Annotated in this window: 15 protein-coding genes and 1 pseudogene; 6 read left to right on the top strand and 10 right to left on the bottom strand. The window is 38.5% G+C overall.

Annotation, left to right across the window (positions count from 1 at the left end):
* Positions 1–112: 112 nt before the first annotated feature.
* Positions 113–532: a nuclear transport factor 2 family protein gene (locus DXA55_RS16195; RefSeq protein ID WP_006573504.1), complete on the bottom strand. Its 420-nt coding sequence runs from the start codon at positions 530–532 to the stop codon at positions 113–115.
* Positions 533–842: 310 nt separating this feature from the next.
* Here DXA55_RS16195 and DXA55_RS16190 point away from each other — a divergent pair, with 310 nt between their 5' ends.
* Positions 843–1,079, top strand: coding sequence for a DUF6061 family protein (locus tag DXA55_RS16190; protein WP_002578301.1), 237 nt, complete (start codon positions 843–845; stop codon positions 1,077–1,079).
* A 133-nt stretch (positions 1,080–1,212) separates the two neighbouring features.
* Here the strand turns inward: DXA55_RS16190 and DXA55_RS16185 are convergent, their stop codons facing one another.
* The 6 genes from DXA55_RS16185 to DXA55_RS16155 all read right to left on the bottom strand — a co-directional run bounded on the left by DXA55_RS16185 (position 1,213) and on the right by DXA55_RS16155 (position 6,563).
* Positions 1,213–2,532 carry an MATE family efflux transporter gene (locus tag DXA55_RS16185; protein WP_002595210.1) on the bottom strand — a complete coding sequence of 440 codons (1,320 nt, stop codon included), beginning with the start codon at positions 2,530–2,532 and terminating at the stop codon, positions 1,213–1,215.
* Complete coding sequence (locus DXA55_RS16180) at positions 2,522–2,980, bottom strand: MarR family transcriptional regulator (protein WP_117814634.1); 459 nt, start codon at positions 2,978–2,980, stop codon at positions 2,522–2,524. The genes DXA55_RS16185 and DXA55_RS16180 overlap by 11 nt, the downstream gene beginning before the upstream one ends.
* A gap of 155 nt (positions 2,981–3,135) precedes the next feature.
* Positions 3,136–3,840 (bottom strand): DUF6040 family protein, encoded by a 705-nt coding sequence (locus DXA55_RS16175; RefSeq protein WP_021369328.1) that lies wholly within the window; start codon positions 3,838–3,840, stop codon positions 3,136–3,138.
* On the bottom strand, positions 3,824–5,545 hold the full coding sequence (locus DXA55_RS16170; protein ID WP_117535163.1) for a MobA/MobL family protein: 1,722 nt from the start codon (positions 5,543–5,545) through the stop codon (positions 3,824–3,826). Before DXA55_RS16170 ends, DXA55_RS16175 begins: the two co-directional genes overlap by 17 nt.
* Positions 5,546–5,873: 328 nt before the next feature.
* Positions 5,874–6,188 (bottom strand): DUF3847 domain-containing protein, encoded by a 315-nt coding sequence (locus tag DXA55_RS16160; protein ID WP_002578306.1) that lies wholly within the window; start codon positions 6,186–6,188, stop codon positions 5,874–5,876.
* Positions 6,189–6,332: 144 nt separating this feature from the next.
* Positions 6,333–6,563 carry a helix-turn-helix domain-containing protein gene (locus tag DXA55_RS16155; protein WP_002578307.1) on the bottom strand — a complete coding sequence of 77 codons (231 nt, stop codon included), beginning with the start codon at positions 6,561–6,563 and terminating at the stop codon, positions 6,333–6,335.
* A gap of 175 nt (positions 6,564–6,738) precedes the next feature.
* Here DXA55_RS16155 and DXA55_RS16150 point away from each other — a divergent pair, with 175 nt between their 5' ends.
* Positions 6,739–7,368: a helix-turn-helix domain-containing protein gene (locus tag DXA55_RS16150; RefSeq protein WP_009243739.1), complete on the top strand. Its 630-nt coding sequence runs from the start codon at positions 6,739–6,741 to the stop codon at positions 7,366–7,368.
* A 160-nt stretch (positions 7,369–7,528) separates the two neighbouring features.
* Positions 7,529–8,824, top strand: coding sequence for a tyrosine-type recombinase/integrase (locus DXA55_RS16145; protein WP_117471158.1), 1,296 nt, complete (start codon positions 7,529–7,531; stop codon positions 8,822–8,824).
* Positions 8,825–9,001: 177 nt separating this feature from the next.
* On the opposite strand, the gene DXA55_RS16140 is transcribed toward DXA55_RS16145, so the two are convergent.
* From DXA55_RS16140 to DXA55_RS16130, 3 genes are all read right to left on the bottom strand, one after another.
* Positions 9,002–9,529 carry a hypothetical protein gene (locus tag DXA55_RS16140; protein WP_005342546.1) on the bottom strand — a complete coding sequence of 176 codons (528 nt, stop codon included), beginning with the start codon at positions 9,527–9,529 and terminating at the stop codon, positions 9,002–9,004.
* Between the two features lie 110 nt (positions 9,530–9,639).
* Complete coding sequence (locus DXA55_RS16135; protein ID WP_003864540.1) at positions 9,640–10,017, bottom strand: SdpI family protein; 378 nt, start codon at positions 10,015–10,017, stop codon at positions 9,640–9,642.
* Positions 10,018–10,048: 31 nt separating this feature from the next.
* Positions 10,049–10,474, bottom strand: coding sequence for a GNAT family N-acetyltransferase (locus DXA55_RS16130; RefSeq protein ID WP_054705468.1), 426 nt, complete (start codon positions 10,472–10,474; stop codon positions 10,049–10,051).
* A 382-nt stretch (positions 10,475–10,856) separates the two neighbouring features.
* Here DXA55_RS16130 and DXA55_RS16125 point away from each other — a divergent pair, with 382 nt between their 5' ends.
* The 3 genes and pseudogenes from DXA55_RS16125 (at position 10,857) to DXA55_RS16115 (ending at position 12,319) form a co-directional block, all read left to right on the top strand.
* Complete coding sequence (locus tag DXA55_RS16125) at positions 10,857–11,243, top strand: plasmid mobilization protein (protein ID WP_117814633.1); 387 nt, start codon at positions 10,857–10,859, stop codon at positions 11,241–11,243.
* Positions 11,221–11,580 (top strand): annotated as a pseudogene (locus DXA55_RS16120) (relaxase/mobilization nuclease domain-containing protein); the annotation flags it as partial. The gene DXA55_RS16125 and the pseudogene DXA55_RS16120, both read left to right, overlap by 23 nt.
* On the top strand, positions 11,492–12,319 hold the full coding sequence (locus tag DXA55_RS16115) for a CpXC domain-containing protein (RefSeq protein ID WP_334294864.1): 828 nt from the start codon (positions 11,492–11,494) through the stop codon (positions 12,317–12,319). The pseudogene DXA55_RS16120 and the gene DXA55_RS16115, both read left to right, overlap by 89 nt.
* The last annotated feature ends 174 nt before the right edge of the window (positions 12,320–12,493 follow it).

The raw sequence follows: 12,493 nt of genomic DNA, 5'->3' as shown, positions 1-12,493 counted from the left end.
TTTCATGAATTAAGTAAAGAAAAAGAGCATATGGAATTGAATCCATACACTCTATGATTACTGGAACTTTATTTTCATTTTTTAATTCAACAAACTTGAATTTATAGTCCTCTCAAAACCAATTTGCTTTTTCTTCTCGAAATACGGGAATATCACTATCTCGATATGGATTGTAATTATGAAGATTGCAACCAAACTCTTTTAATGATTTTATTTTGTTATCCTGTGTCCATACAATTAAAGATATTCCGTCAAATTCTTCAACATTTCCATTATTCATTTTGTTTTTAAAATACCACTCCACGATTGTTTGATTGCCTTGATGAAAAAATTGCTTAATCTCCCAGACAAGAACACTTCCGCGTGTATTCCATTCGTCAAACCAGTGCTTTACCGTTTTGCGGTTTTCATATTTAGGACTCCAACTCTCAGTATATACAACATCATCTGTAAAAATATTGTCAATTCCTAAATCTGCTTTCTTAATCCACATATCAAACCATAATCGGATAATTTTTTCTCTCTCGTTCATAAAGCACCTCCACAACTTTCGATTGAGATTTCACCTGTTTTAAGAAATTTAATAACTGTTATATTTTATTATTAAATTCTTCGCAACCCCTTGAAAACACTGGATTTGTCGCAGGTGAGCTTTCCCTTATTATTTCCCTTGTGTTATATCGTCCCATCAGTGTTTATGCACTCTGATAAGGGCAAATACAAGGGCAAGAAAAATCTATAAGACAGTATAACACAAAATAAAAGTGACATGGTGAACTGATTGAAATGCTTCTTAATTTTTGCTACTACTGATTGATTAAATGATAAGGAGATGGGATACGATGAGAACAATATTTGCAGAATACAATCCACAGTGCAACAGCATTGATGTATATACTAATACGGGCTATATACTCCGTATTGATTGTTGGGAAGCAGAAAAAAATTTAAGAACCACACCTGGATCTGATTGTGCTTTGACATCGCTTGCAATCGATGAGCCATTAGAATATGCAAGGTTATATCTTGATGGGAATTTACAGATGTGGGTAGATGCTGAAGATTCATTAGAGTTATGATTATTCCAATCAAAATCTACTAGAATTTATTAAAAATTAGCTTCATAATTTTAAAAGGACAGCCCTATTGCTATGAGGCTGTCCTTAAAAATACAATAGATAAACCTAGATTATTCTTGCTACTATCTGATTGTTAAATTTTCTGTATTCCATATTGCAAATCTCCCTTTTCGCAATATTTTATTAGTATGAATGCCAGAATCGCTGAAAAAACACGTGCCAATACCGTACTCCACCATATCATAATCTGTCCACCAAATAAAGGTGGTAAAACAAGCATAAATATCAGCATCAATACTGGTTCAATGAATGTAAGAATGTATGACAATCCACTTTTTTCAGTAGCATAAAATCCAGCTGTCGCTATTCTGGTAATCGCAACAAATGGTAATGACACTAAAAATATAGGTACAATTTTAGAAATCTCAATACTTACTTCATAAGAAGCTCCGAAAACCCCTCCAATATTTGCTCTGTTTACATACATGATAATTCCACCACAAACAGCAAGAATTATTGCAAAAATGTATGCCATTCTCTGAACTCCTCTCAGGCTTTCTTGATCCTTCTCACCATAAAAACGGCTCATTAAAGGTTGACTTCCATCACCTACGCCCTGCAATATGAGATATATGATACAGATAATATAGGATACACATGCATAAGTTGCAATAGCTTTTTCTCCCCCATAAGAAGCGGAGAATCGGTTTATAAACACCAATGAAATATTAGGAGTCAATGCTAGCCCAAATGGTGCAAGACCTACTCTGAATATAGCGCCACACATTTCTTTTACATTTTTTAAGGATACATACACATAAAACTTTTTATTATATAATGCGTATATGATTGCAATTGCTGCAGTCACACCCTGTCCGGCTATTGTAGCTGTGGCTGCACCTTTCATGCCCATTTCATATATCCATACAAAGATAAAATCCAGAACAATATTGGTTATGAATCCACCAACCATCGCAAACATTGACCAGAAAGAGTTTCCATAATTTCTAATGAATGGCATCATTCCAGTTCCAAGAATCTGCAATATTGCTCCAAGTGCTATAATTTTGATATAATCTGTCGCATTTGTTAATATAATTCCATCTGCTCCAAGCAATCCTAAAATTTTAGACGAAAAGGAGTAAATAATTATGGTACTGATAACACTTACTATTACAAGAAGCCACCAGCTTGTAGCAATAAATTCTTCTGCCCGTTTTCCTTTCTTTTCTGCTGCATTAATTGAGTAATAAACAGCTCCTCCCATACCAATTCCTGTTCCAAGAGCCTGAATCAAAGCCTCAATCGGATATGCAATATTAATAGCCGAAAGTCCAGCATCTCCTATGGTATTGCCTACAAAATATCCATCCACTATCGCATATATTCCTGATAATGCAAATGCTATAATAGATGGAATAACATATTTAAAAAATAATGATTTATGATTCATTTTTCTTACAATCTCCTTCCTTGAAAAGTCTGATAAACAGCTCTGTATTATCATTAAGACTTTCTATATTCTCTAATCCCATTTTTTCGATTACATTTATTTCTTTTGAGTGCAGTTTTTCTATGATATCTTTCGTATATTCCATTCCTGATTCTGTGAGGCATATCAGCTTATTTCTCTTGTCTGAATCATCAGATACCATATTGATGTATCCTTTTTTCTGAAAATCTTTTAGTATCGTATTTACCGTTTGCTTAGGTATATTCCATTTTTCACTTATCATTTTCTGCGTGCATCTTCCATTACTTTCATAAAATGAATGCAAAGCAAAAACTCCATTTGAAGACAGTCCCTGATCCTTTGACCATTCCTCATACATTGCTGTACATTCTTTCCATAAAGCATAATATCGTTGCAACTGTATTATCATATTATTATCTTTTCTCATCTTTTTCCTCCTTAAATTAGTACGAATCCGGACTTTTGTATTATAGTCCGAGTTCGTACTAATTGTCAAGATTTATTTATATACTTTTTCTTTATATAAACAATCAATAGTCCCTTACTAAGGACAGGAAGATTATGAAATTTCCCTGTCCTCTTTTAATAATATCCTCGTTCTTCCATCCAGTCTTTCACATAACATCTGATTCCAATATAAATAATATGCGACAGTAATAGCAATACAATAAGATTTATCGGATTAGCGTTTTTAATCCATTCTCCAAAGTAAATTACAACAGCTGTACTCGTTATCGCTACCACGATACTGATGATATCCCAACAATATTTCCGGTAGATTTTTCCTACCTGATAACCAATCCCGATTATCAGCCACCCGGTTATTACGAATAAAATTGCCATGACAGTACCGGCAATCAGCCAGTACACAATCCCGGAAAGAATACTGTTAGGTATTCCACTGCTTAACTGTCCGAAAGAGTCTGCACCTGTCACAAACTCCCGAAATAAACTTCCCATTCCTTTTCCTAACGCACCGAAAAAGACGATACAGTCGTTAAGGAAAACCGGCGAAAGAATCGCAGTAAACAGTGTTGTTGTTATGCTGTACCATGCCAGTAGAAACAAGATACTTTCATAACCAATCGTCATATTTTTATATTTCTTTTCTAACTGGCTTTTACGGCTATCGCATTTTTCTTTTGCTTTCCGGTAAGCAGTACGGTCACATTTTTCACATTTCTCATAAGGCACTTTTTTCTCAACAGCTACCTCTACCGTCTTTTGGTGTGTCTGTGCATAAAGTTTTTCCTGCTCTGCTTTTTCATACTTAAATTTCCATGCCACGGCTTCTGCGTCGGCTCTTTTCCTGCTGTCTGTCTCGCTGGTCAATCGTTCCTCTGTTTGCCTTAATCTTGTCCGCAATGCTTCGATATTCTCGGCTCTGTTTTCGCTGTTCAATTTCTCGTTCAAGGTCAGCGATTCGCTTAGCTGCCTGTTTAGTTCCTGGATTGTCTGGTCTTTCTGATCCAGTTCGTCCTGCATCTGTTCGGTCATCAGCAGAAGTTCTTCCACCTGCCCGACGTTCTCTAAGTTTCTGCATTCGCTCATCGATCTCCCTCGCTTTCTCTATCTGCTGTTTAAGGTCAGCAATTCGCTGTTCTGTTTCTGCAATAAGCTGTTCTCGTTGTTCAGCTTCTGCGTTAATTCCTGCCATTGCTGATTCTCGTTTTCCAACTGTTCGATTCTGGTTTTCTGTTGCTCGATCTGTGAGAGCAGTTCTTCTGTATCTGGCAAAAGATTTAGCAGCCTGGATAATTCGCTGTTTAAGCTTTTTAAACTCTGGTTCTGCTCCTGAAAAGACAGGAGCTGCCTGTCCCGTTCCTGCAATTCCTGTACCATCTCTGCCATAAGATTCTGCTGTTCCTCGATCTGGTTTATCATTGTCTCCATCATGGGAATGACTTCCCGGCTTTCTTCTAATGTCACGCAATCGCTCCTTCCATTGTGTTAATGCACTGGATACTTTTCCAAAAGAAATCTGTATTTTATCCAGCAGTGCATTTTGTCTTTTTATGATCTGGTTTTCCTCTACTTTCCATGAAGTAGAGGATGTCTGTCCGTTTTGAAATTTCTCGTCAATTTTTCTGGCATCTGCGCCCTCATGGATCGTCGGTATCTCTAATTTTCCCTGCCTTGCATAAGAACGATGGTCAATGTGATTTTCCGTTTTCAAATGTGCATTACAGACGTTTGCCCATTCGCTCCGCCATAGCTCACAATTTTTCGGATTGTTCCACCCGGTAGCATCGGTTAATACACGTTTCCACTGTTTGCGGTTCCTTGTCCCGACTTTCTGGACTCCATTTTCATCAAGTACGGGGATTCGGATTCCATGACGGTCAGGGTTCTTTTTATCCTGCCACCAGTCCGGATGGGATTCATCCACCACAATATTTCCATTTTCATCTCTGACAAACTCCCAATCCTTGATTTCTTTGTTACCCCATGAGTGGTCTGAATTGAATGGTCGCATCGTCACCAGTAAATGCACATGGGGATTACCATCTCCTTTATCGTGGATACTCCAATCCGCACACATTCCCTTATCTACAAAGGTCTTTTGAATATATTCAGTTGTATAATCAATCTGTTCCTGTCGGCTCCATTCTTTCGGAAGTGAGAACTCAAATGACCTGCCGAGTTGTGCATCTGAACTTTTTTCTATCCTCAAGACTTCATTCCATAAACGCTGCTTCTGAAAAGTAAGTTTGAATTTTTCCAGTGCAGCATTTTGGTTATCTGCCCTTTTATATCGGACAGATTTCTGGAACCGTCTGATATTTTCAGCAGGTACATTCTGCCATTCCTGTGGTGCATTTTCACACATCAGCAGGCTGGTATAAACGACTTCTTTTTTTGAAGTATAGTAGCTGATCCTGCCTGTTTCTTCATTTTTCATCACATCGCCATTGAGATAAGCAGACGCCGATATGATGGATTTTCCTTTGCTGCGTCCAACAATCTTTACTGTATAATGAAAAATCGCCATGCTCCGTTTCCTCCATTCTGCCGTATCCGGCTTTGATTTCCGGCAGGTAACGTTTTTCCTAAAAGAAAATGGTATCTGCCGGAGCACCCTCTGCGTAAGAGTGCCCTGTGCATAACAGCCTGCATGGAATGTGCCCCTCTGGCGAAGAGTGCCTCCTGCGGCATGAGCAGGTCTGGCTGAAAGCCCCGCCGACGGAACGAGCCCGGCAAGCGTAAGCGCAGACCGGTTGCCACCTGTGGCAAACTTATACGGACGACCTCTGGTTGTCCATAAGTGCGCCCTTCATAAAAAAGCAATGAAGGGAATGGAAACTCCACTCCCTCCGGCATTACACTTCCTCCGTATTTGCAACTGGCTCTTTCTGCATTGCCTTTGAGAAGAATTTCCCATTTGCTTCCTGCCTTTTTAAGAAGCCGATCAGCTTTGGGATATCATCTTCCTCAATCGCAGAACCCAGTACCGATTCCACTGCACCGCCAATCTGGCAGAGCCTGTGTGTCCGTTTTTTGGTTTCCACATCTTTCTGACGTTTCTTCAGTTCCCGTTTCTGTGCTGCATACTGTTTTGCTTTCTCAAGGCTTTCCTGTTCTTTCTTTTCCAACTGGAGCATACGCTCCTCATAACTCTTTGTTGATCTTGCCATAAATATCATCGTCCTTTCTTTTTTTCCAAACATAAGTTTCCTGTTGTCTGTCAGACGAAGTACATGGTATAATCTGCTTGCGTGTAGGTATATCATGACTCCGGTCTGATAGAACCTTTGGCGGTTTCTTCGGGAACCGCTTTTTTAAGTTGAACCGTTTCTTGTGACTGCTTTCACATTTCCCTTATCCCTCAAGTCCCTGCCCTCGTTGGCTTCCATAAAAAGTTCCAGCATATCCGTTTTGATCAGGACTTTTCTCCCAACCTTCAATACCGGAAGTTTCTTCCACTCTACCAACTTTCGCAGGGTGTTCCTGCCAATTCCCGTATAATCAGCAGCTTCCTCAATAGATAAGGCAATCTTTCTTTGCGTCATATGACCACCTCCTTTCGAATTGCATTATGCAATTTCATTTGTGCTGTCAGTATAGCGTGTTTATATTGCTTTGTCAAGCATTATGAAATTTTGCTGCTTTTCTTAAAATTGCATATTGCAATATATTTTGTTGCGTGGTATAGTAATGACATACCGAAAAAGGAGGCACATCAGCATGAAAGATAAAGAACTACGCAAGCTGATCGGCAGCAGGGCAAAACAGCGCCGTCTGGAATTAAATCTGACACAGCCTTATGTCGCAGAGAAGATGGGAGTTACCGCTTCCACAATCCTGCGTTATGAGAATGGTTCGATTGACAATACCAAAAAGATGGTACTGGAAGGTCTTTCGGAAGCACTTCATGTATCGATTGAATGGCTCAAAGGGGAAACCGATGAATATGAAACTGATATTACGGATAAGAAAGAATTGCAGATTCGTGATGCGATGGGCGACATTCTCAAACAGTTTCCTCTTGACCTCAATAAAACAGAAGACGCTTTTTCTAAAGACTTACTGCTGTTAATGTTAAAGCAATATGAACTGTTTCTGGATTCGTTTCAGTTCGCCTGTAAAAATTACAAAGGCAGTACCAAAGATGCGGACATTGCCAAAGTAATGGGATTTGAATCGAAAGATGAATATAATGAGATTATGTTTCTCAGGGAGATCACACATACTGTCAACGCATTTAATGATATGGCAGATGTTGTAAGGCTCTATTCAAAGAAACCGGAAGCGGCAGAACAAAGGCTTGCAAATCTTTTATCCGAAGTTATGTATGACGATTCTGAATCGGTATAGTAAGATAATCGGAGTTATGATACAATGAGCGCAAGCGAGTCAAGCTGTTTACAGATTTGACGAGCGGCGAATTGGCTTATGGACTTGTCCATAAGATGCCTACACGCAAGAAGCATTTCAGCAGTTCCGATTGTCTGATATCGAAAGGAGACATACGATTATGGCAAAAGGATCTGTTAGAAAAAAAGGAAAAAAATGGTACTATCGTTTCTATGTAGAAGATGCAAGCGGTAAAATGGTTCAGAAAGAATACGCCGGAACCGAAAGTAAAAGTGAGACGGAAAAGCTTCTCCGCAAGGCACTGGAAGACTACGAAGATAAGAAGTTTGTTGCAAAGGCAGATAATCTTACCGTAGGGGAACTTCTGGATATGTGGGCAGAAGAAGAACTGAAAACTGGGACACTCAGCAACGGTACAGTGGAAAATTATCTTGGTGCAATCCGATGTACCAAAAAACACCCGATTGCAGACCGCAAACTGAAAACAGTTACTGCCGAACATTTACAGGCATTTCTTGATCTGCTTACATTCGGTGGTGAGTTTCCAGACGGGAAAGTAAAAAAGGGATACAGCAAAGATTATATCCATTCTTTTTCCGCAGTGTTACAGCAGTCATTCCGTTTTGCAGTATTTCCAAAACAGTTAATCAGTTTCAATCCGATGCAGTATATTAAGCTGAAAAAGCAGGCAGAGGAAGTTGACCTCTTTTCCGATGATGAAGTGGAAGAAGGTACACAGCCGATTTCACATGAGGATTATGAACGGCTTATCCAATATCTGGAAAAGAAAAATCCACCTGCTATTCTTCCGATTCAAATTGCGTATTATGCCGGGCTCCGTATCGGGGAAACCTGTGGTCTTACATGGCAGGACATTAACCTTGAGGAACAATGCCTGACCATAAAACGCAGTATCCGCTACGACGGCATGAAACACAAAAATATTATCGGACCAACGAAACGGAAAAAAGTAAGGATTGTTGATTTTGGAGATACGCTGACTGAAATACTGAAAGCTGCCAGAAAAGAACAGCTCAAAAACCGGATGCAGTATGGCGAATTATATCACCGCAATTACTACAAAGAAGTGCATGTGAAAAACAGGGTATATTATGAATACTATCATCTTGACGGAACACAGGAAGTCCCGACAGATTACAAAGAAATCTCCTTTGTCTGCCTGCGACCAGATGGCTCTTTGGAACTGCCGAGTACACTCAGCATTGTATGCAGATCAGTGGCAAAGAAGCTGGAAGGATTTGAAGATTTCCATTTTCACCAGTTGCGTCACACTTATACCAGCAATCTGCTTTCCAATGGAGCTGCACCGAAAGATGTACAGGAACTGTTAGGACACTCTGATGTCAGTACCACAATGAATATTTACGCTCACTCAACAAGAAAAGCAAAACGGGATTCCGCAAGACTTCTTGATAAAGTAGCGAGCAATGCTTAACTAAAAATTTCCCTTATTTCCCTTGCGGATTCCGCATAAGGGCAAAAATAAGGGAAAATACATATCATTTCACTATTTAATGGGCTGAAAAGCCTGTAAAATAAGGAAAGTTCAGGAAATCTCTCCACAAATTCCGATTTTTCGTTCTCTGCGACTTCCCAATAAACGGGAAGTTGGTTACTTCTTGTAATTCATTTTCTTACTTAACACCCCAAACAAAGCCAATAAAAATATTCCAATTCCAAGCAATACGCCAGCCACTTTCATTAATTCATTGTTTGTATACTCTGTATCCGGAAGAATCCCATACTTGTAATAAGAATAACTAACATGGTCTGTGGTATATGCAGCTATGGAATCTCCTACATTATATTCCGAATATACAAATCCCGGTACTTGCATTCGCTTGTGATAATCATTCACTTTTCCATTGTTGTAGTAGAAGAAATAATTCTGAGATATCGTATCAGCCGAAGCATCTTCAGCCCTTTTACCTGTAATCACAATATCCTCCATATAGTAATCTTCTCCCAGTACCATCTCTTCCATTTGTGTATTAAATGCTTTAGATGTCAAAAGTATATTTATCCAGACTGTAATGAAAGCTATACTTAAAATAATGAAACAAATCCAAAACAAAATTTTCTTTTGATTTCCAGTTAATATTTCTTTTGATTCTTTGTGCTCAACCAATTTATTACTCATTCCATAATACCTCTAAAGTACTTTTTCCTTCTTCCTTCCCTTCGTCCAAGAAGTGTATCTCACTCAAAGAACTCGGTCAATCCCGATTTCTCAGTTTCAAAAAATGGCATTTATCGTCTTGTTCCATTCTTATCAAAATTCTTTTTTAATGCTATTTCTGTTGGGAGAATAGACCCAATTAAAGGAATAAGTTGAACACCACAGATAATTCCTCCTATACTCCCAACACAATCTTCATTTTTTCCAATCACTAAAAGCATGAATATTACTGTTATCGGCAACATAACCATTCCACAGACATACCAGACTTTACCACAATATTTATGAGCAAATTCCCATGTGTCTTTGTTCTTCATAGACATCGAAGTCCGATATCCAAATACTGAATTTATTTCCTTTGGAGCCTTTTTCATAAAATATCTTCCAAAACCAATCATCGTAAATGGAAGAAGCAAATCCATAATCAACATAAAAATCCAAAACCCCATTGTAAACCTCCTTTACTACAAATCCCGATTTCTATTTTCGTTTCCATAGCATAGTGTACTCTTTTTCACCAGTAGCTTCATCCAAGCCTTCACATTGAATAATGAACGCTTCTCTTTGGTAAAAAGAAATTGCTCTGGCATTCTTCTGGTATACATTTAATCGTAAGCTAACTTTTTTATCCTTAACATAATCTAATAAAAGCTTACCTATGCCACATGACTGCATTTCATCGGAGACAAAAATACCTTCTATATATTTATCATTTAGTCCTACAAATCCTTGTATCATTTTATCTGCTTCAAACACATAAACTTCGTATTGTGACATCATTTCTTTTACTAATTCATAATTACTTTTCCAGTATTGATTGGAAATAAAATAATGTGCTTTCAGATTTGTCTTTAACCATATGTCAGCAACTCTATCGATATCTCCGTTCAGCAACTTTCTAATCATAACAAATTTTCTCCACAACTACATCCTTTATGCTTTTCTCTTTTTTTCATTCTATCACAAGCTCACCATTAATCATTATTTTTTTGATATTTTTTCTTTTCCCCCACTGTAAAACAGTCTCTGAGCGTTTCGTTATATAGAGGGGTACACATACAGAGCAAGATCCACCCATGTTTAACAGTATTGCCATTTGGCATCCTGTTCTCCTATGGGATTTATCTTGATGGGGATCTCCCCGTACCCTCTCAATAACAGACGTTTCACTTGTCTGTTGGTTCCACCTAAAGGTGTTCACAGCACTATTTCTAATATCGGAAGGGACAGCCGATATTGAAATACGTGGATTCCCGGCGGGAGGAATAGTCTCAGCGAAAGGAGGAGTATGAGAACAAAAAACAAAGATAAAGAACTGAATCACAGACATTTTATAGGATTACGTCTTACAGATGTCGAACTGGATTTATTAGACCAAGGCGCTGCTTGTTTATCTGTTAGCCGATCAGAATATCTGAGGAAACTTCTATTGGAAAAGCAAATCAATCACCAAATTGAAGTTGTTGCAGACATGAATGATCTCAGAAAACTGGTCAGTGAATATGGAAAGATTGGATCAAACCTCAATCAGATCGCCAAGCATTTTAACAGTGGTGGCAGTCAGTCACGTGCTATAGAAAATGAAATCCATCAGTGCATCACGGACTTATTCCTATTGAGAAAAGAAGTACTGAAACTGGCAGGTGGTATGAATGGCAATCCTAAAACACATTAAAAGCAGAAATGCTAATTACTCGGCTGCTATCAATTACCTTCTGTTTGAACATGATGAAAAAACCGGGAAAAAGATTGTAGATGAATCCGGTCGAAGCATCTTGCGAAAAGAGTTTTATATGGATGGACTGAACTGTGATCCGATGTCTTTTGACAAAGAATGCGAACTGACAAATGCTCATTTTCATAAGAATAAGAAACGTGAAGACATCAAAAGTCATCACTACATTATCAGCTACGATCCAGCCGATGTTACAGAAAACGGTCTTACCGGAAAGAGAGCACAGGCAATCAGTTTGGAACTTGCAAAGCAGATGTTTCCCGGATATCAGGCACTTGGAAGACCGGTCAAGAAGACAGGCGGGAAACCGCCTGCTCTTGACATGTCTGCATGCAGTTGTTATATATAAGACAAGGGCGACAAGCCTAATCCATAAGCTCATCGCCCTTAATTATCATAGAAGAATCTTATTTACAGAGTTTTTCTCACACACTCGTATTAATACTGCACTGGATCCTGAAATGAAAGAGAAGGTACTTAATCAATCTATTTTCCTTTATACCTGCCCGAGCTGTGGAGAGACCTTTCGTTTAAACTACTCCACACTCTATCACCAAATGGAAGATCTTGTCATGATTTATCTGGTTCCTGAATCAGAAGTAAAGAAGACATATGAAATATTTTATGAAAAAAATGCTTTGGCTGATTATCGTACCGAAAAGTACTTATACCGGATTGTGACATCAGCAAATCAGCTCGTTGAAAAGATCCAGATCTTTGATGCAGGTAAAGATGACAGGGTAATGGAACTTGTTAAATTACTTGCGACAGATTCTATTCTCAAAAATGATCCCGATATAGAATTTGATGAACTGCGCTTTGCTGTCGACGACGACGGAACAAATATTCTTGTAATCATTAATAAGGGTGAGATTACTGGTGCAGTTGACATTGACAATATGTATGAATTTGCTTCTTCACACTGCAATGATTTCAAGGATCTCCGCGATGATGATGAAATAGTTATCAATAGGGAGTGGATCCTTAACAAACTTGCCGAAGCAGAAAACGAATAGTATATTTGGTGGCTACACCCCCAAGCCCCTGTAGAATAAATAACGCCAGTACTGGATATCAAATCGAGACTGTGAGAAAAAGTCTGTAAATAAGATTCTTCTATGATATGCAAGGGTGGTGAGCTTACAGTTTGAGCTTTTCACCCTTGTTTTATATATAACAGTTGTTGAATG

Origin of the sequence: Blautia sp. OF03-13 (genome assembly GCF_003460685.1) — a bacterium.
Taxonomy (GTDB): Bacteria; Bacillota; Clostridia; order Lachnospirales; family Lachnospiraceae; genus Fusicatenibacter; species Fusicatenibacter saccharivorans.
The sequence above is the reverse complement of the archived record's forward strand: the minus strand, read 5'-3'. Positions and strand labels throughout refer to the sequence as shown.

Excerpts from the sequence above, each read along its gene's own strand:
- DXA55_RS16195 (WP_006573504.1), bottom strand. The coding sequence starts at position 532 with ATGAACGAGAGAGAAAAAATTATCCGATTATGGTTTGATATGTGGATT.
- DXA55_RS16180 (WP_117814634.1), bottom strand. The coding sequence starts at position 2,980 with ATGAGAAAAGATAATAATATGATAATACAGTTGCAACGATATTATGCT.
- DXA55_RS16150 (WP_009243739.1), top strand. The coding sequence starts at position 6,739 with ATGAAAGATAAAGAACTACGCAAGCTGATCGGCAGCAGGGCAAAACAG.
- DXA55_RS16140 (WP_005342546.1), bottom strand. The coding sequence starts at position 9,529 with ATGAGTAATAAATTGGTTGAGCACAAAGAATCAAAAGAAATATTAACT.
- DXA55_RS16125 (WP_117814633.1), top strand. The coding sequence starts at position 10,857 with ATGAGAACAAAAAACAAAGATAAAGAACTGAATCACAGACATTTTATA.
- DXA55_RS16155 (WP_002578307.1), bottom strand. The coding sequence starts at position 6,563 with ATGACGCAAAGAAAGATTGCCTTATCTATTGAGGAAGCTGCTGATTAT.
- DXA55_RS16130 (WP_054705468.1), bottom strand. The coding sequence starts at position 10,474 with ATGATTAGAAAGTTGCTGAACGGAGATATCGATAGAGTTGCTGACATA.
- DXA55_RS16170 (WP_117535163.1), bottom strand. The coding sequence starts at position 5,545 with ATGGCGATTTTTCATTATACAGTAAAGATTGTTGGACGCAGCAAAGGA.
- DXA55_RS16185 (WP_002595210.1), bottom strand. The coding sequence starts at position 2,532 with ATGAATCATAAATCATTATTTTTTAAATATGTTATTCCATCTATTATA.
- DXA55_RS16190 (WP_002578301.1), top strand. The coding sequence starts at position 843 with ATGAGAACAATATTTGCAGAATACAATCCACAGTGCAACAGCATTGAT.
- DXA55_RS16115 (WP_334294864.1), top strand. The coding sequence starts at position 11,492 with ATGTTACAGAAAACGGTCTTACCGGAAAGAGAGCACAGGCAATCAGTT.
- DXA55_RS16145 (WP_117471158.1), top strand. The coding sequence starts at position 7,529 with ATGGCAAAAGGATCTGTTAGAAAAAAAGGAAAAAAATGGTACTATCGT.
- DXA55_RS16160 (WP_002578306.1), bottom strand. The coding sequence starts at position 6,188 with ATGGCAAGATCAACAAAGAGTTATGAGGAGCGTATGCTCCAGTTGGAA.
- DXA55_RS16135 (WP_003864540.1), bottom strand. The coding sequence starts at position 10,017 with ATGGGGTTTTGGATTTTTATGTTGATTATGGATTTGCTTCTTCCATTT.